This is a genomic window from Paenibacillus sp. RC21, assembly GCF_044907935.1.
Taxonomy (GTDB): Bacteria; Bacillota; Bacilli; order Paenibacillales; family Paenibacillaceae; genus Paenibacillus; species Paenibacillus terrae_A.
The window spans coordinates 65280-83318 of record NZ_JBIYCS010000004.1 but is presented as its reverse complement, the minus strand read 5'-3'; the positions used below and the strand labels follow the sequence as shown (position 1 = coordinate 83318).

14 protein-coding genes are annotated in these 18039 nt (G+C 50.0%); 12 read left to right on the top strand and 2 right to left on the bottom strand.

The genetic code is table 11. The features are described from left to right. Positions 1–24 precede the first annotated feature (24 nt). The 6 genes from argH (at position 25) to ABIA61_RS13910 (ending at position 7759) form a co-directional block, all read left to right on the top strand. On the top strand, positions 25–1437 hold the full coding sequence (gene argH, locus ABIA61_RS13935) for an argininosuccinate lyase (RefSeq protein ID WP_404519453.1): 1413 nt from the start codon (positions 25–27) through the stop codon (positions 1435–1437). Positions 1438–1961: 524 nt separating this feature from the next. Next, positions 1962–2213 (top strand): hypothetical protein, encoded by a 252-nt coding sequence (locus tag ABIA61_RS13930; protein WP_283653524.1) that lies wholly within the window; start codon positions 1962–1964, stop codon positions 2211–2213. Continuing rightward, a complete protein-coding gene (locus tag ABIA61_RS13925; RefSeq protein WP_404580890.1) occupies positions 2206–4668 on the top strand; it encodes a cyclic di-GMP-binding domain-containing protein, MshE-related in 2463 nt (820 codons plus the stop codon). Before ABIA61_RS13930 ends, ABIA61_RS13925 begins: the two co-directional genes overlap by 8 nt. Positions 4669–4691: 23 nt before the next feature. Then, on the top strand, positions 4692–5699 hold the full coding sequence (locus tag ABIA61_RS13920; RefSeq protein ID WP_044646921.1) for a glycosyltransferase family 2 protein: 1008 nt from the start codon (positions 4692–4694) through the stop codon (positions 5697–5699). Further along, positions 5662–6081, top strand: coding sequence for a GtrA family protein (locus tag ABIA61_RS13915; protein ID WP_044646920.1), 420 nt, complete (start codon positions 5662–5664; stop codon positions 6079–6081). The genes ABIA61_RS13920 and ABIA61_RS13915 overlap by 38 nt, the downstream gene beginning before the upstream one ends. A gap of 46 nt (positions 6082–6127) precedes the next feature. Further along, the gene (locus tag ABIA61_RS13910) at positions 6128–7759 is read left to right on the top strand and encodes an ArnT family glycosyltransferase (protein ID WP_404519458.1); all 1632 of its coding nucleotides are present in this window, start codon (positions 6128–6130) and stop codon (positions 7757–7759) included. 113 nt (positions 7760–7872) lie between these two features. Here ABIA61_RS13910 and ABIA61_RS13905 read toward each other — a convergent pair whose 3' ends face one another. Beyond that, entirely contained in the window at positions 7873–8661 is a 789-nt protein-coding gene (locus ABIA61_RS13905) for an alpha/beta hydrolase (protein WP_404580889.1), read from the bottom strand. Between the two features lie 233 nt (positions 8662–8894). Between ABIA61_RS13905 and ABIA61_RS13900 the strand changes: the two genes are divergently transcribed. Then, the gene (locus ABIA61_RS13900) at positions 8895–10064 is read left to right on the top strand and encodes an S-layer homology domain-containing protein (RefSeq protein ID WP_404519460.1); all 1170 of its coding nucleotides are present in this window, start codon (positions 8895–8897) and stop codon (positions 10062–10064) included. 94 nt (positions 10065–10158) lie between these two features. Here ABIA61_RS13900 and ABIA61_RS13895 read toward each other — a convergent pair whose 3' ends face one another. Further along, positions 10159–11577, bottom strand: coding sequence for a VanW family protein (locus tag ABIA61_RS13895; protein ID WP_283653519.1), 1419 nt, complete (start codon positions 11575–11577; stop codon positions 10159–10161). A gap of 224 nt (positions 11578–11801) precedes the next feature. Between ABIA61_RS13895 and ftsE the strand changes: the two genes are divergently transcribed. The 5 genes from ftsE to ABIA61_RS13870 all read left to right on the top strand — a co-directional run bounded on the left by ftsE (position 11802) and on the right by ABIA61_RS13870 (position 17913). Beyond that, a complete protein-coding gene (ftsE, locus tag ABIA61_RS13890; RefSeq protein WP_014278394.1) occupies positions 11802–12488 on the top strand; it encodes a cell division ATP-binding protein FtsE in 687 nt (228 codons plus the stop codon). After that, the gene (gene ftsX, locus ABIA61_RS13885; RefSeq protein ID WP_404580888.1) at positions 12478–13395 is read left to right on the top strand and encodes a permease-like cell division protein FtsX; all 918 of its coding nucleotides are present in this window, start codon (positions 12478–12480) and stop codon (positions 13393–13395) included. Before ftsE ends, ftsX begins: the two co-directional genes overlap by 11 nt. 84 nt (positions 13396–13479) lie before the next feature. After that, positions 13480–14763: a murein hydrolase activator EnvC family protein gene (locus ABIA61_RS13880; protein WP_283653517.1), complete on the top strand. Its 1284-nt coding sequence runs from the start codon at positions 13480–13482 to the stop codon at positions 14761–14763. A gap of 207 nt (positions 14764–14970) precedes the next feature. After that, complete coding sequence (locus tag ABIA61_RS13875; RefSeq protein WP_283653516.1) at positions 14971–16437, top strand: S41 family peptidase; 1467 nt, start codon at positions 14971–14973, stop codon at positions 16435–16437. Positions 16438–16602: 165 nt separating this feature from the next. Further along, complete coding sequence (locus ABIA61_RS13870; protein WP_283653515.1) at positions 16603–17913, top strand: serine protease; 1311 nt, start codon at positions 16603–16605, stop codon at positions 17911–17913. Positions 17914–18039 lie beyond the last annotated feature (126 nt).

Genomic DNA, 18039 nt, shown 5'->3' with positions numbered 1-18039 from the left:
TTGCAGAGAGGGGATCTTGCAAAAATGAGTAAGCTATGGGGCGGACGTTTTACGAAGCAGACCAACAAGCTGGTAGAGGAATACACGGCTTCCATCGGGTTTGATCAGGCGTTGGCGGAAGAAGATATTCAGGGCAGTTTGGCTCATGTAGCCATGCTGGGCAAATGCGGGATTATTCCGCAGGCCGATGCGGATACGATCAGGGAAGGACTACACACGGTATTGGAGCGTATCCGCCGTGGGGAGATTGAATTTTCGGTTTCGGACGAGGATATTCATATGAATATCGAAAAAAATCTGATCGAAGCGATTGGTCCGGTTGGCGGGAAGCTGCACACCGGGCGCAGCCGTAATGATCAGGTGGCAACGGATATGCACTTGTATTTGCGCGGACGTGTGGTGGCGCTGGTCGGTATGCTGCATGATGTACAAGCCGCACTGATTGGGCAGGCGAAGGATAATCTGGATACGATTGTACCCGGATATACGCATTTGCAGCGGGCGCAGCCTATTTTGTTCGCGCATCATTTGCTCGCATATGTATCTATGCTGGAGCGCGATATTGACCGACTCAAAGACAGCTACAAGCGCATTAATGTATTACCGCTCGGTGCGGGTGCTTTAGCTGGAACGACCTTTCCGATAGACCGTCATTTTGTAGCCGAGCAACTGGGTTTTGATGGCGTGTATGAAAATAGTCTGGACGCCGTTAGCGACCGGGACTTTATCGTAGAGTTTCTGGCTGGAGCTTCGCTGATCATGGCGCATTTGTCGCGTCTAAGCGAAGAGCTGGTGCTGTGGAGCAGCACGGAGTTTGGCTTCGTGGAGCTGGATGATGCTTTTTGCACAGGCAGCAGCATTATGCCGCAGAAGAAAAACCCGGACGTACCGGAGCTGGTACGCGGTAAAACTGGACGCGTCTATGGCAATCTCGTTGGACTGCTGACCGTATTGAAATCCTTGCCGCTGGCGTACAACAAGGATATGCAGGAGGACAAGGAAGGCATGTTCGATACTGTTGCTACGCTGGAAGGGGCTTTGCAGTTGTTCGCGCCAATGATCGCAACGATGAAGGTGAACAAGGATCGCATGCGTCAAGCGGTCAATCAGGACTTCTCCAATGCGACAGATATTGCAGATTTCCTCGTCGGCAAGGGACTTCCTTTCCGTCAGGCGCATGAGGTCATCGGCAAAACGGTACTGTATTGCATCCAGCATGGCAAGTATTTGCTTGATCTGACACTGGAGGAATTCCAGCAGTTTTCCGACTTGTTCGACGACCGCATCTATGAGGTGCTTCAACCGGAAGCGGTGGTTAATGCCCGGAATGTATACGGTGGAACTGCAACCGGACAGGTACAGGCAGCCATCGGACGCAGTGAACAGCTTCTGAGCAGCACGTCTACATGGTTTGAAGGGCACAAACGGAGTAACTAATGAGGCTAAAAGAATTCTTGCACAGCAGCGGGACGCTGTGTAGAATTTAATAGTTTAGCACATAAGCAGGATATCAAGATAGCAAGGGCACCGTTCGCGGTGCTTTTTGTGCTTTTTAAAGTATTAGGAGGGGGATTGGCTTTAATGGTGATCTGAACATTGATAGATTGCGTAAGATTTCCTGGACAGGTGCAATCACGGGAATCATTAAATAGTTCTATATACCTATGTATGCATTAGTGTGAAAGTTTCTAGAATTTACATTATTGTATACCTACTCCTACTACGAGTATGGTAGAATAGCACTAAGTTTTTAATTGCATTACCAATTCATCAGGACAGAACTGGTATCGAATGAATAAATGTAAGGTTTTTACAGGTCTCTCTTGACCAGAAGACTTGCATCAATGTGTAAACGAAGGGTTTAAATGAGAATAAGAGAATGTCCTGCTTTCAGGAAGACGTAAGACCATAGATGCAGGGACAGATCAAGAGGCAGAGTCCGGACGGTTCAGGGAGGTATTATGAGAAGCAAAAGAACGGCGCGGCAGTTAAAGAGCGCATGGATCGGTTATCACGCTTCTGACGCCGATCAGCTGGTGTCTTCGTTGCACGAAGAGCGGATGAAGGACGAGAAGTTGCTGCGCGAGGAACGGGAGCTTTTCCACGCGGCGCTGGAACGGAAGAAGCAACGGGATGCAGAGTTGAAGCAGCTGCTTGCGGATGCGCTCGCAGAAGAGCGGCGTTGGATTGAAAGGGCGGGAATCCATGGGTGACAGGCTGAGGTGGCAGATTGGGGGAGTTTCAATTCCCCAAACGAAGAGAAGAATAAAAGAAGAGCGTCAGCAGATCGCTCGACTGGAGCAGCAACTGGAGGCCCAGCGGACGGAGCAGGCCCCGGTGTTATACAAGCTGGATTTTCATATTGAGGAGCTGGAACGGCGGCTTCAGGATACGGAACTGCGAATCCAGGCATTACAGAGCGCGGCGGATACGGCAGCAGCGGTGGAGCAATTGCTGGATGAAAGTGTGCAGGATGGACAAGCGCAGGAGGCGCAAGTCCAATATCTTAGCGGCCAACAGGAACAGGCTGCGGCAGGAGCCGCCTTGGGAGTAGTCTCCAGCGCTCCTGGTTCCGCAGGCGGAGAGGCCGCCACGGGAATGCAGAACGGACGGAACGGCAAGGCCCGCCTTGGAGACCAATTGGTGGACAACGGCATAATTACCCGCGACCAGCTTACCGACGCCATCCGAAACCAAAAACGTTACGGTGGCAGGCTGGGCGACATTTTGGTAGAAATGGGCTTCATTACCGCAGAGCAGTTGCAGGAGCAGGTGGATAGTGATAAATCCAAAGAGCGACTGGGCGACATGCTGGTACGTTACGGCTATATTTCACCAGAGCAGCTAGAGCGCGCACTGGAGTTCCAAGCGAAGAGCGGCGGGCTGCTCGGCGATATTTTGCTGTCATTGCAAATGCTGGAGCCTGCGGATTTGTACCGCGCGATTGCTACACAGAACCGGATCGGCCGTATTGGTGAAGAGCTGGCACTGGATGCAGCCTATAAGTTACCCGAGCAGGTGGCCATGGCTTACGGCGTGGTCGTCATTCATGAATATATGAACCGCTATATTGTGGCGGTCAGTGATCCGTTGCTGGAAGAGCGGCGCTTGAAGCTGGAGGACATTCTCGGCATGCCGGTGGAGCAGGTGCTGGCGACCAAGGAAGAGATGGAGCAGCTCTGGGGTAAGATCTACGGTGAAGAAATGATGCAGGAGAGCACGACCGGATTGTTGGAAAAAGAGCCGCATAATTCGGCGCGCACGACCTTTACGAAGGGACAACTGTGGGTGTTCGCGGCGATGGGCGTGATTACGCTGCTCGGTCTTTTCTGGAACAGCTGGAATACTGTGCTGATCATCAATATGCTGATTCAGCTGTTTTATTTTGCCATGACGCTATTTAAATTTGGTATTATTTATCTCGGTTCCCGGCGTGGGGCGCAGCTTCGCTTCACGAAGGAAGAGGTCGACGCCATGGATGAGAAAAAGCTGCCGATCTATACGATTCTCGTACCGATGTACAAGGAGGCGGGCGTGCTTCCGATGCTGCTGCGGAATTTGGAGCAGCTTGATTATCCAAAATCCAAGCTGGATGTGCGGCTGCTGATTGAAGAGGACGATATTGAGACCATTGAGCTGCTTCGTGAAATGAAGCTGCCCGCCTATTATACGACACTGGTCGTCCCTGACGGCTTGCCCAAAACCAAGCCGAAGGCGTGTAACTACGGACTTATTCGGGCGCGCGGCGAATTTGTGGTTATTTATGATGCCGAGGATCGTCCCGACTCCGACCAGCTAAAAAAGGTCATTGCGGCGTTCGACTCGCTCCCTGAGCATTATGCGTGTATTCAAGCGAAGCTCAACTATTTTAACAGTACGCAAAATTTGCTGACCCGCTGGTTCACGCAGGAATACAGTATGTGGTTCGAACTGCTGCTGCCGGGTATTATGCAGTTAGATACGCCTATTCCTTTGGGCGGAACATCCAATCATTTTCGGGTATCCGTGCTCAAAGATATCAATGCGTGGGACCCCTACAATGTAACCGAGGATGCCGATCTGGGTATACGTCTGTATAAAGGCGGTTACAAAACCGCCATTGTCGATTCCCGTACATGGGAGGAAGCGAACAGTCGCGTAGGGAACTGGATTCGTCAGCGGTCACGCTGGATCAAGGGATATATGCAGACATGGCTGGTTCATATGCGCAATCCGGTGAAGTTGGTGCGTGAGGTGGGCTGGAAAGGCTTTTTCGGCTTTCAGGTAATGATTTTGGCGACACCGATGCTGCCTTTGTTGAATCCAATTTTTTGGGGATTGCTGATTTTATGGTTTGGTTGGGAAATGGCCTTTATTCCCAAGCTGTTCCCGGGATATGTGTATTACCTGGCCAGCGCGGAATTTTATATCGGTAACTTTTTGTTCGTATTCAGTAACGTGGCCGGAATGTATTGGGTCATCGGGGAACTGGAAGAGCGCGGTGAACGTACATTTTCATATTCCATGGTCAAATATGGGCTTCTCTCTCCGCTGTATTGGGTACTTATGAGTATTGCTGCGGTGAAGGCAGCCTGGCAGCTCATTACCAAGCCGTTCTATTGGGAGAAGACGACGCATGGTCTGACCGATATGCATGACCTGGATGAAGCCCCGGCACAGTCCTCCTGAATATGAAGAAAGAAGGAGCAAGAATGGAGACAAAAACACCTTTTTTATCTGTTGTCATTCCCATGTATAATGAAAGCTCACATCTGGAGCGTTCACTCAAGGTGATTGATGGGGTGCTGTCTGTGGTCACTTCACGCTATGAGCTGATTGTCATAGATGACGGTTCCAGAGACGATACGTGGCTCAAGCTGTCCGAATTGTCCCGTCGTATGCCTTCTCTGCTCGCACTTCGGCTCAGCCGGAACTTCGGCAAGGAGCTAGCGCTGTGCGCAGGTCTGGAAAACGCCTCCGGCGATGCCATCATCGTCATGGACGGAGATTTGCAGCATCCTCCTGAGATGATTGGGGAAATGGTGCGTTTATGGCAGGATGAGGGTTACGATCTGGTCGAATGTGTGAAGGAATTCCGTGGAGAAGAGTCGGTAGGCAAAAAGTTTGGGGCTTCATTGTTCTACGCGACCTTGAACCGTTTGACGGGCTTTAACCTCAAAGATGCCTCGGATTATAAGCTGCTGGATCGCCGGGTGGTGGATGCCTGGATGGCGATGCCTGAACGGATTCCATTTTTTCGCGGGATGACGGCCTGGCTTGGTTTCCGCAAAACCCAGATTTCGTTCCGGGTGGCTCCTCGGGAGGAGGGCCCCAGTCGCTGGAGTCCGTTGGGACTGGTTCGGCTGGCAGCGGAAGCAATAGTTTCGTTTTCAACCGTGCCGTTGCGGGTAGTAAGTTTAATGGGACTCATTTTTATGCTGATTTCAGTTATATTGGGAATTCAAACCTTGGCGCACAAATTAACGGGTACCGCTGTGACCGGTTTTACAACTGTTATTTTGCTGCTCTTGATTATCGGCAGTGTATTGATGCTGTCCATCGGAGTGGTAGGAGAATATATCGCCGCCATATATCACGAAGTCAAAGCCAGACCTCGTTATCTGATTGCAGACAAACGAGCGAACGCTGACCGATTGTGGGTGGACAGGGAGTTTAATCAACATGATCAGACGTTCATATCTAAAGTATCCAATCATTAAATATGGCATTGTGGGGCTGCTGGGTACAGGTATCCATGTCGGTGTACTTGTACTGCTGGTGGAACTGTTCAGGGTGCCTGCGGTAACGGCTACTACGATCGGATTCGTAGTCACGCTGCTTGTATCGTATGTGCTGAACCGGAACTGGACATTCGAGCCTACCGGGGAGGGGAGTCGCACCCAGTTTCTTAAATATTTGTTGGTCTGCTCCTGTGGCCTGCTCTTGAATGCAGGTCTGATGTACGCAACCATTCACTGGATCGGCTGGTCGTATCTGATCGGTGAGGTACTGACCACCATCATCGTGCCCGTTCACAATTATATCTGGAATCGCTATTGGATTTTCTCCGTTCCACAACAGCGTCAGAAAGAGACTTCATAATTTTGAGAAAAAAACACCGTAACAAGTTTGAGGGGGAACGAGAGGAATGTCCTTTCGCAAATGGTCAGCAAACAGATGGATGGTTATAGGTCTGTTTGTGTTTATACTTGCGCTGGAGCTGTTCGCAGGCATTTATTTCAGTTATGTTCTGGGATACATGCATACGGACGCGCTCAGTCGCGTAGCCAATGCATTTTATGTGCTATATAGCCGTGATCCGCATTTGGGTGCCATCGGATTCATCTGGAATCCGTTGCCCAGTCTTTTGGAAATGGTGATATTACTGCTGTACCCATTATTTCCGGCATTAGCATCCTACGGATTGGCGGCTGTCATCCTGAGTGCTACCTTTGCCGCTTTGACAGCTGTGCTGCTGTATCGGGCGGGTGTCAGAACAGGGCTTAGCTCGGGAATGAGCTTGATGCTGGCGCTGTTCTATGCGCTGAATCCGTTTATTTTATTGTTCGGTGCCAACGGGCTGAGCGATTCGCTATACATATATTTTATTATGATGACGGTGATTGAATTTGCGCTGTGGCTCAAGGACCGCATGACGGCGAGTCTGATCGTATCCGGATTAGCGCTTGCCATGGCGTTCTGGACTCGATATGAGGCAGTCCCCCTCGGGGTGGCGATGGCGGGCGGCGTGGTCGTGGCCATTCTGTTTCTTCACCGGAACATGGGCAGACGTGAGCTGCCTTTTCGGGAAAAGCTACATAAGGTCGAGGCGACCTGGCTGCTTCTCCTGCTGCCTGTTGTTTTTTCCGGTCTGTTGTGGATTTTCTTTAACTATCTCATTATGGGAAATGCCTTCTATTTCCTTAATTCGGAGTATTCCAACACGGCGCAATCGGCAGAATTGCTAAATGATGATAAATTCGTGGAAATCTTTAATCATCCGTTGGTTGCCTTGAAATTTATCGCTTCTAAAACCCTCTGGTATTCCGTGCCGTTGTTCGCTATTCTGTTCATTCGACTGTTAAGCGGGCGGTTGTTGCGGTGGGGAACGCTGGTTATTTTACTGTTGTTCCTGTCTGTGCCGGGTTTACAATTTTTACTCATGATGAAGCAATCCTCATATGGATGGTTCCGCTATTTTATGTACGTGTTTCCGATTACCGTTGCCTGGCTGCCGTATGAGCTGAGTCAGCTCCAGGATAGAGCGCGGCGGGCGGCCTTTGGTCTGGTGTCCGTCAGTCTGGTGCTTACAGCCGGATTACTCTCCTATGCACTGACTCGCCCGGATATCGCGCCGGATGAGAACAGCTTCCTCACACGAACAGGGAATGTGAACTATGTAAGACAGGAATCGGACCGGAAAATTGCAGTCTGGCTGGATGAGCATTTGCCAAAGTCAACCATTATGACCGATTCGGCCTCAGCCTACACCATGATTGTATATAGCCAGTATCCGAAGCGCTTCCTGATCACAAGTGATTATACGTTTAATAGGGCATTAAGCTATCCGCAGGAAAGTCATGTGGATTATATCCTTGTACCTCAGATCAAGTCGGGCATGCCACTGAGTAAAATCAACATGGTGTATCCGAATTTGTATGAAAAAGGAGCACCCTGGGTTCAGCTCGAAGGCGAGTTTAACGGGGAATGGCGCTTGTACAAAGTGCTACCCAAGTCACAATCCGATTCTCCATCTACGGCTGCGACGACAGCTCCTTGATGTGTGGCAAGACCCTGAATCTTGATTGGCATATAGCTTCATAATGAATACCCGCAGCTTTACCACTTCGCCATGATACGGCGAGGGAAGCTGCGGGTATTTTTTACACTTATTTATCGCCCCTTGAGCGGCAACCAGGCGAGTACATCCTGTATTTTCGCGTCCCAGTATCCCCATTCATGAGTCCCTGGACCCTCTTCGTAGGTCAGTGGAATCCCGGCAGTATCGCACGCTTTACGAAAGGTCTGGTTTCCCTCATACAGAAAATCCTCCGTACCACAGCATTGGTAGAGCAGGGGGAGTGAAGTTCCCAAGGTAGCATGACGTTGTAGCAACTCCAGCAAGTCGTGATCTGTTCCGCGTATTTCATCTGGACCAAAAATGTGACTCCATTCCGCCGAACTCATCGCTTTATGTATAGGGTCGATGCGTGCCGCGTGTAAATCCATTACCCCCGAGAGACTGGCAGCGGCCGCAAAGCGCTCTGGATGCTGGAGTGCCAGTTTGAAGGCACCATACCCGCCCATGGAAAGACCCGCCACAAAATTGTCTTCCCGCTTGGCGGACAAGGGAAAGAAAGAACGTGCCAAAGTCGGCAATTCTTCACTGATAAAGGTCCCGTAAGCCCCTCCCTGCTCCATATCGGTATAAAAACTCCGGTGAATCTGCGGCATTACAACAGCAATCCCCAGTGAAGCAACGTAGCGTTCAATGGAGGTTCTGCGTAACCAGATCGAATCATCGTCCGACAGGCCGTGCAGCAAATACAGTGTTGGGTGTGGTCCGGTTCCTTGCTTGCCTTCGAGTCCTATCTGCGAACGGGTTTCCTGAGGGAGAATAACATGCATGGATGTGCTCAAGCCAAGGACTTCTGAATAAAACTGACATTGAATAAGAGCCATAGGAAAACCTCTTTTACTAGGGATTTTGTGATTTCAGTATAACGTAGTCTGTCCAAATATACATATCCCAGTGAATAACTAGGTATTAAGTCCTGAGTCCCATTTATGCTACATAAGGACGGGTTATGGTTATATGGGACGATTTTTTTAATTTGGGGGTTTTTTGGGTTTGATTTCTGGTAAAGTGTTTAAAAAAAGAATGGTGAAGCCAATCATAAGGAGGAATTCAGAGTATGGGAAATAAGTTCAGAAACACAGTTACTAGTGTATTGAGTACAGGTCTTATTCTTAGCGCATTCAGCGCAGCAGCAGCCGCTCCTCAGAATACAAGCGGTCATTGGGCAGGAGACCAGGTACAACGTTGGTCGGCTACAGGAAAATTAGACGGTGCGGTGAAAACGGATGCGGCCATCACACGTGCAGAATTTATCGTTCTCTTGAACCGTAGTCTCGGTACGTTCACGCAGGATACTCCAGCCGTGACGGACGTAACGTATGCGGACAGTGTTCAGGTAAACGGTAATGGAAACAGAACGTTCACAGATGTACCAGCTTCGCACTGGGCATTCAATGAACTGACAAATGCCGTGAATGCAGGTTACATAAGCGGCTATGCAGATAACAAGCTCAAACCGAATGGAAAAGTAACGCGTCAGGAAGCTGCCGCTATTGTGGGCAAAGCCATTGGACTGACAGCAGGTAACGCGGCAGATGTTACCAAGTTCATAGACTCCGACAAAATCGGATCATGGGCGAAAAAAAGTGTAGCCGCTGCTGCGGAGCAAAAAATCATCAACGGTTATCCTGATGGTAAATTCCAGCCATTGAAGTCGCTGACACGTGCAGAAGCAGTTGCTATTCTGGATGCAGCTTCCGGTTACAACCTGAGCGCGGTTGATAATCTCACATCGACTCCTGGTGGAACGGTAACAGATTCCACATACGGTAACGTTACGGATTCGACGTATGGTAACACGTCTACTGCTCCTGGAAGCGAAACAGAAGATAGCAGCACCAGCACAGACAGCACGACAACGAATACAGACAGCACAACGAACAACAGCACGGATACGACTACGGACAGCTCCACAGCGACAGACACAAGCACTGATACAACTACAGATTCAAACACTGATGCGGTAGCTTCCAGTGATACACTTAAAGTAAACGAAGTGCATGACGGCGAAGGTACGATTACGGGGACAGCTAAAGCAGGTTCCACAGTAACCGTCTATTCCAACGATCTGCCAATCGGTAGTGAAGTAGCCAAGGACGATGGTACGTTTAGCATTAGCGTGCTTACTCAAAAAGCCACTGTTAGGCTGGTTGTCAAAGCAGTGGATGAAGACGGAAGCGAAAGTGCGCCTGTAGAAATTTCTGTTTCAGGCAAACGCAGCGAGTAAAACCATCCCGTCACTTGAAATCCCCCTTTAACTCCGCTGGTACCAATTCAGGCGGTAGTCGAAGGGGATTTTTTGTTATGATTGTATGCATGCTTTATTCACTTATGCCGTCTTCTACAATAGGCTCCTGCTGTTCGCGTGTTTGCGGCTCAGGCGATGTGCTTCCGCTGTGAACAGCCACAATACGCTGCTGCGCACGGTAGGTATCACGGCTGATTCGGGTGCGCTCCACGGTCTTGCCATCTACGATCTTCATTCGGTACGTTTCCACCACGTATCCTGCCTTGCCCTGCCGAAGCACCTGATAGAAGCCGGGGGAAAGTGAGTCATTACGGATTGTTTTCTCTGGAATGGGTAATACACGAACCGTACGCGATTCCAGCTCATAGGACACATTGGACGGGAATGTGCCGAAAAATTTGACGGTAAGCGTCCGGTTTTGGACAGCGGCACGAAGGAGCAAATGCTTGCCTGTATTGTTTTTGAAGCGGAAATTGATAGATCCTGTAGCAAAAGTTGCATCCTGACCTTTGGGTAGGTAGCTGACCGGCAAGGAATGGTTGCGGCGCTCAACAATGTCCAGACCGACTCGCAGCGCCGCATTATAGACGGTGCTGGATACCTGACAAATCCCGCCGCCAATGCCCGGTTCCAGCTGCCCGTTTACGATCACGGGAGCTTCACGAAAGCCATGTGTGCGCTCAGCCTTGGCAATGATCTGACCATAATCGAATATCTCGCCCGGCTTGAGAATCAAACCGTCAACGGTGCTTGCCGCTGAATTGACGTTGTACACACGTCCTTCCGAGCTGCTGCTGAGGCTGGTGGAAAACTGGACAATTTTGCGCTCAATCCCTTCGCTCCGCAGACTGTCCACCATAATGTCCGGCTCTAGTTGACGAAACGGCAGCTCTACCCGCACTGGCTCCCCGGAAGCGGTAAAATCCTTGGGCAGCTCCTTATCCAGCGCTACGCCCAGCTTGGGCCAATCCAGGCGCCTGGCAGAGCGGCCGGGAATATAGCGAATCTGATCGTCCCCGTCGATCTGGCGCACGGCATTGACAGGCTTGCCGTAACGCTGTTCCTCCCAATTAGCTCCGAACCTGGCCTGCAAGGCTGACTCCTGCCGGGAAGGTGTGATGGTCCATTCTTTTCCAAAGGAAAACCGCGTCTGCGCACGAGTCCAAAGATGCTCCGAGACGAGCGCATTCACGGCATCACGGAATGCCTTCGCTTCATAGTGGATACCCGCTTCCCCGAGCGTAAGCTTGATATCCTGCGCGCTACTGTCGCTGTCCGTCAGGATCAGGGGGCGTTGCTTCAATGTATTCAGCTTTGTGTCCAGCAGTCGGAGCGCGGCTGTTTTATCCATATTTCCCACATTGACTCCTCCGACTGTTACGCCTTTCGGCAGCGTTTGCCTGTCGGCGTACAGATGCAGTCCTCCCCACAACATGGCCAACGCCAGAATTACAGTCCATATCCAGATGAAGGATAAATGAATTTTTTTCATAATGCGGCTGTCTCCTGTCTCGTAAGCTTGGCAGCGTGTTCATGTGCCATAATATTCATATATATGTGCCAAAAGCAGAAAACTTTCGGTACTATTTAGGTAACAAATTTGTTACAATGATAAACGGTATGATGAAATACAGGACTTTTTAAAGGAAATGCATGGAATATGTCGAATGGATATTAAGTTATACGTATTATGATTAAGCAGCGGGAAGTGATCGAGTGATTGAAATGCAGGATGTGTGGAAGACCTATACTAATGGAACCCACGCACTTCAGGGAGTATCGGTCAAAATTGACCGTAATGAATTCGTATACGTAGTCGGCCCGTCCGGGGCGGGTAAATCGACTTTTATGAAGCTTATTTATAGAGAAGAAGTACCGACCAAGGGGCAAATTTCAGTTAATGGATTTAATATCGGGAAGCTCAAGCAGCGTAAAATTCCCTACGTTCGTCGTAACATCGGAGTCATTTTTCAGGATTTCCGGCTTTTGCCGCGTTTGACGGCCTATGAGAATGTCGCTTTTGCGATGGAAGTCATTGAGGCTCCCAAGAAGCTGATTCGCAAACGGGTGCCGGAAGTGCTCGAATTGGTTGGCTTGAAAACGAAAATGAATCGCGAGCCTGCCCAGCTTTCCGGTGGGGAGCAGCAGCGCGTAGCTATTGCACGGGCTATTGTCAACAATCCGTCCGTGATCATTGCCGATGAACCCACAGGTAATTTGGACCCCGAAACATCGTGGGAGATCATGCAGTTGCTGGACGAAATTAATTTTCGCGGCACGACCATTGTTATGGCGACACACAATAAGGACATCGTAAACTCCATGCGTAAACGCGTCATTGCCATCGAAAATGGTAACATCGTAAGGGATCAGGTGAGAGGGGAGTACGGATATGACTTTTAATACCTTCTTGCGTCATCTGCGGGAAGGCTTCAAAAACATATTCCGCAATGGCTGGATGTCCGTGGCATCCGTCACCTCGATTGTTGTGTCACTGCTTATACTGGGTGTGTTTATTATGCTGGTGCTTAACGTCAACTCCTTGGCTGATCAGGCGGATAGCCAGGTGGAGGTTAACGTATTTTTGGAGCTGAATGTAGAACAAAACATGCGTGAAACGCTGCAAAAGGAAATCGCGGCGATGCCGGAAATTAGCAAAACCACCTTTATCACCAAAGCTCAAGGCTTGGAGGAGCTGCGAAAAGATTTGGGAGACAGCGGCAAGGAGCTGCTGGAAGGTTTTGATAAGGACAGCAATCCGCTTCCAGACAAAATCGTTGTAGAGGTCATTGAACCGACAACGGTCCCATTTGTGGCTGAGAAGATTGAGAAGCTGAACACGATACATCCGGAGAAACCGATTTTAAAGGTCCGTTACGGAAAAGGTACCGTGGAGACGCTCTTCACCATTACCAAGCTCATCCGTAATGTGGGCTTTATATTCGTAGCTGGATTGGGACTTATGTCCATGTTCCTGATTTCGAATACGATCCGCGTGACCATTTTGGCACGACGCAGAGAGATTGGCATTATGAAACTGGTTGGTGCGACCAACTTTTTTATACGATGGCCGTTTTTTATTGAAGGTGCGCTTATTGGCCTGATGGGTTCTGTGATTACGGTAGGTATTTTGTTTGCTGGTTATCAGCGTTTGCTTACAGCCGTTCAAGGCGATATTGCACTGAATATGTTGAAGCTTATGCCGCTTCAGGGCGTTTGGATTCAATTGAGTGCCCTGCTAATCATTTTGGGAATGCTCGTCGGGATTGTAGGCAGTACCCTATCCATGCGCAAGTTCTTGAAAGTATAAAGATTCATTGGTGGACGTCACAGTCGGTATTCTTTAGAACGGGGAAGCCGGTGTTATTTTGCGATAAAGGATGGGGAGTGCAAGTTGAAAAAAACAGGATCTGTGTTGGCCGCTACTTTGGTAGCCGCATTGCTAATCCAGCCTTCTGACGGATATGCCAAAAGCATGCATGAAATCAATTCGCAACTGAATCAATTGGAAAAGCAGGCCCAATCTGCCAAGCAACAGCAGGAAAAGGCGGCTCAAGATAAACAGTATGCCCAACATTACAAAAATAAAACCGTGCAAAACCTGAAAATTGTACTCGACCAGATTAACAGCGTCAGCGACCAGTTGACTCGTGTAGCGGTTCAGATTGATCAAACCGAAGATAATCTGCGTGCAACCAAAAAAGATTTATCTGAAGCGATTGACCGCATTCAGGCACGTGAAAAGATGCTGGAGACCCGTGTGCGCTTGATGTATACGGACGGAACGGTCTCGTATATGGACGTGCTTATGTCTTCGGCCAGCTTTAGCGATTTCCTCAGCCGGGTGGATTCCCTGAAAACGATCGTGGAGCAGGATCAAATCTTGTTGGACGAGCATAAAAAGGACAAGGCTCTGGTCGTAAGCAAGAAGAAGCAGCTCGACACAGAATATAAAAATGCCAAGAAGCTGTATGCGCTTAAGCAGGACGCCAAAGTAGAACTGAATTCGAAGGAAAAAGAGAAGCAAAGACTGATTGCCAATTATGATCATGATATTGCTGAGTCGGATGAAATCAGTGAAGAGCAAAATGATATGCTGGTAGCCCTCGCTAACAAACGTGTGGGTCTGTTGCAGGAGAAAAATAAGCTCAGAGCGGAGCAGGCGGCTAAAGCGGCACGTGCTAGAGCGGCTGCGCGTGCCGCTGAAGCCAAGCGATATGCCTCTTCATCCTCAGGCGCAGGCTCGAATTCCAGTCATACGGCAGCCAGTACGTATACGGGTGGATCGGGCACGTTGGCTTTGCCTGTATCCAATTACCGACTCTCGTCTACTTTTGGCATGCGGGTACATCCGATTACCGGCAAGCTTAAAGGCCATACAGGCATTGATATGGCGGCTCCACAGGGAACCGATATTCATGCAGCAGAAGATGGTGTTGTCATTGTTGCGGAATGGTGGAGTGGCTATGGCAATACGGTCGTGATTGATCACGGAGACGGATTATGGACCCTATACGGACATATTCGCAATGGCGGTACGGTGGTACGTACAGGACAGACTGTGAAACGCGGTCAAAAAATTGCAGAAGTTGGTTCGACGGGCAATTCAACAGGACCTCATTGTCATTTTGAGGTGCGCGAGAATAACAAACCAGTAAATCCGATGAACTATCTATAGTTGAAAAGGGAAGCCCTATTTGTAGCCAATACGGTTGTAGATAGGGCTTTGTCTTCATAGCTTGATACCCGGTGCAGAACATGTGCATTGAAACACAGAGTAGGATACAATTAACATATTCCGTACAAGCTAGACGTATACTGCGTGGATGGATATGCGTTGTAAGGCAATAGTATACAAGATCAATAGAAGGCGGTGGACGATTAGATGTTGAAAAAAAGTACAGCGGTACTCTTGATGGTGATTGGGCTGCTTGGCGGTAGCCTGCTCACTTTTGCTTATACTGGAACGACGACAGTGGGAAGCAGCGCTCTGGGCGAAGGACTGCTGGCGAGCGTGACAGGTAGCAGTTCCACCTCCAGAAGTGATATCCGCAAAATCGAGACAGCGATGGATCTGATTCAGGGGCAATATTATCAGGACGTCGACCGTACCAAGCTGGTGGACGGAGCCATCAACGGTATGATGGAATCGCTCGGCGACCCATATTCCTCTTATATGGGCAAAGAAACAGCACAGCAGTTTGAACAGTCCATTGAAGGCTCCTTTACCGGAATCGGGGCTGAGGTAGCGGCAGAAAACGGAAAAGTGGTCGTAGTAACGCCAATTAAAGGCTCACCGGCCGAGAAGGCGGGACTGCGTTCCAAGGACATTATTTTGTCCGTTAACGGTGAAACGCTGGATGGTCTGGATTTGAACAAGGCCGTTTCCAAAATACGTGGACCTAAAGGTAGTCAGGCCAAGGTCAAAATTCAGCGCAACGGCTCTCCTGATCCGTTGGAATACACCATTACCCGTGACAGCATTGATATGGAAACCGTGACGGCTCATATGGAAAGCGGCGGTGTAGGTGTAATCACGATTACCCAGTTCTCCTTGAATACAGCAGATCGTTTTAAAGAAGAACTCGCGAAGCTGGAAAAACAGGGACTTAAAGGGCTCGTCATCGACGTGCGTAATAACCCGGGCGGCGTACTTTCCGTCGTGATTGATATCGCACAGCAATTTGTACCTTCTGGCAAAACGATCGTGCAAGTGGAAGACAAGAATCAGAAGCGTGAAGAAGAGAAATCCAAAGGATCAAGTAAGAAATATCCGGTGACGCTGCTCATGAATAAAGGTAGCGCAAGCGCGTCCGAGATCCTGGCAGGCGCTCTCCAGCAATCGGCTGGCGCAGTATTGATCGGGGAAAATTCCTTTGGTAAAGGTACCGTACAGACCAGCTATGACAAGCAAATGGGCGACGGTAGCCTGCTTAAAATCACGATTGCCAAATGGCTGACGCCAGATGGAACGTGGATTCATAAAAAAGGCATTAAGCCGGATATCGCGGTGGAACAGCCTGAATTCTTCACAGCAGCACCACTGAACAAGGAAAAGCCGTTGAAATACAATATGAATAGCGGCGATGTGAAAAATGCGCAAATCATTCTGCAAGGCTTGGGCTACAAGCCAGGCCGCGAAGACGGCTATTTTGATAAAGTGACGGAAAGCTCCGTTAATGCTTTTCAAAAACAGGCGAAGCTGACGGTTAACGGTGTGATTGATGCGAAGACAGCAGCGGCGATGGAAGCCAAGCTGATCGAAAAAATTCGCGATCCGAAAAATGACAATCAACTCAAGCAGGGGATTGAAGAGATTCGGAAGGAAATGAAGACCAGCGCAGCGAAATAGTAATAAGGCTACAACAAAGGGGGCTGGAAACAGCCTCCTTTTATTTTGGGATTTATTTGCAGTCTGCCGGATTGTCTTCCCTACGTTGGCAATTTCATATAGAATAAATGGATATGAAATGTACGTGATCCGCTGAACAGCGGGCCAGGGGCATAAGGAGTGTGAATGAACTTGGAATGGGCTTTACAATGGGGATGGAGCGTTCTAAATGCTTGCTTGTACCTGCTTTTGCAGCCGTTTTACTATATCTCGATACTCATTGTCGCGCTTGGCTATCGTCGGCAAATGCTGCTGGAGCGCAAGCTCTTTCATACCAGGCTGCATAATTGGCCGGGGGAGACGTGGCGTGTGGTCTGGAGTGGTCTAATTGCGGGGCTGGCCCTGTCTGCTCTGGGAATGTTCGTAAGTGTGCATCTGACCACGGCCTCCATCGTATGCCTGTGGGTGACCACATTGCTGCTTATGCTGGTGCGCGTGCGTTACCTGTGCCTGGCCTATTCGGTGGGCCTGCTGGGTGTAGCCCAGTTTGCTCTGAACGTGGCAGAGGGCTGGCAGCCTGTGGGAACGCTTGGAACATCGGTGGCAGCCATCCGTGGATTGGATATTCCTGCGTTGCTGGTACTGGTTGCTGTGCTGCATGTGGCTGAGGCGCTACTGGTTCGCTGGCAGGGAGGAAAGGCCGCAACACCACTGTTCGTGGAGGGCAAGCGGGGAAGGCTGGTCGGAGGCTACCGGATGGAAGACCTCTGGCCCATTCCGTTGTTGCTTCTGGTTCCTGTTCAGGGAGGTTTTGCGCTTCCGTGGACGCCGCTGTTTGGTGATGGAACCGGATATATGCTGGCAGCCTTGCCTGTTCTTATGGGCTTCAGCAGCGTGACGTTAGGCCAGTTGCCACGCCAGAAGGCGGTGCTAACGTCCAACCGCCTGCTTCTCTACAGTGGAGCCTTGCTCCTGCTGAGCCTGCTGGCGGCGTGGTGGAGTCCGCTGACGCTGGTGGCAGCGTTGTTCTCCTTCCTGGCCCATGAGGCGCTGATCTGGTACGGCAACATGGAAGAGAGCCGTCTCAGCCCTATGTTTGTTCATCCGGAGCAAGGGCTGCGTGTGCTGGCTGTGCTGCCGGACAGTCCGGCGACGGCGATGGGTATTCTGCCCGGCGAGGCCATTTACCGCGTCAACAGCGTCGTCGTGAACAGCCGCAACGAATTGCACCAAGCCTTGCGGATCAACTCTGCTTTTTGCAAGCTGGAGGTACGTAACCTTCAAGGTGAGAGCAAGTTTGTGCAGCGCGGTATGTACGATGGTGATCACCACCAGTTGGGAGTCGTGCTTGCACCGGATGCGGACGCGAACTGGGCCGTATCCATACGCCCTGCCTCAATCTATCGGATTGTTGCCATGCGCTTGGGCGCACGGCGGCGCAAAGGTGGACAGGCATCCAAGACGGAGAGTCCAAGTTTGGACACGATAGAAAAATAGATGGCACAGCGAGAGGGAAGTTTTATTTGACTAGTTTCGAATAAGGCTGTCCTCTTTCTTTTATTCAGACTGTAGCCTGCTTGAAATGACTATTCTGATCGATATACAATGAATGTGTAATGCGAT

Bases quoted from the DNA above. Each gene is read 5' to 3' on its own strand.
- argH (WP_404519453.1), top strand. From the start codon at position 25: ATGAGTAAGCTATGGGGCGGACGTTTTACGAAGCAGACCAACAAGCTG.
- ABIA61_RS13930 (WP_283653524.1), top strand. From the start codon at position 1,962: ATGAGAAGCAAAAGAACGGCGCGGCAGTTAAAGAGCGCATGGATCGGT.
- ABIA61_RS13925 (WP_404580890.1), top strand. From the start codon at position 2,206: ATGGGTGACAGGCTGAGGTGGCAGATTGGGGGAGTTTCAATTCCCCAA.
- ABIA61_RS13920 (WP_044646921.1), top strand. From the start codon at position 4,692: ATGGAGACAAAAACACCTTTTTTATCTGTTGTCATTCCCATGTATAAT.
- ABIA61_RS13915 (WP_044646920.1), top strand. From the start codon at position 5,662: ATGATCAGACGTTCATATCTAAAGTATCCAATCATTAAATATGGCATT.
- ABIA61_RS13910 (WP_404519458.1), top strand. From the start codon at position 6,128: ATGTCCTTTCGCAAATGGTCAGCAAACAGATGGATGGTTATAGGTCTG.
- ABIA61_RS13905 (WP_404580889.1), bottom strand. From the start codon at position 8,661: ATGGCTCTTATTCAATGTCAGTTTTATTCAGAAGTCCTTGGCTTGAGC.
- ABIA61_RS13900 (WP_404519460.1), top strand. From the start codon at position 8,895: ATGGGAAATAAGTTCAGAAACACAGTTACTAGTGTATTGAGTACAGGT.
- ABIA61_RS13895 (WP_283653519.1), bottom strand. From the start codon at position 11,577: ATGAAAAAAATTCATTTATCCTTCATCTGGATATGGACTGTAATTCTG.
- ftsX (WP_404580888.1), top strand. From the start codon at position 12,478: ATGACTTTTAATACCTTCTTGCGTCATCTGCGGGAAGGCTTCAAAAAC.
- ABIA61_RS13875 (WP_283653516.1), top strand. From the start codon at position 14,971: ATGTTGAAAAAAAGTACAGCGGTACTCTTGATGGTGATTGGGCTGCTT.
- ABIA61_RS13870 (WP_283653515.1), top strand. From the start codon at position 16,603: ATGAACTTGGAATGGGCTTTACAATGGGGATGGAGCGTTCTAAATGCT.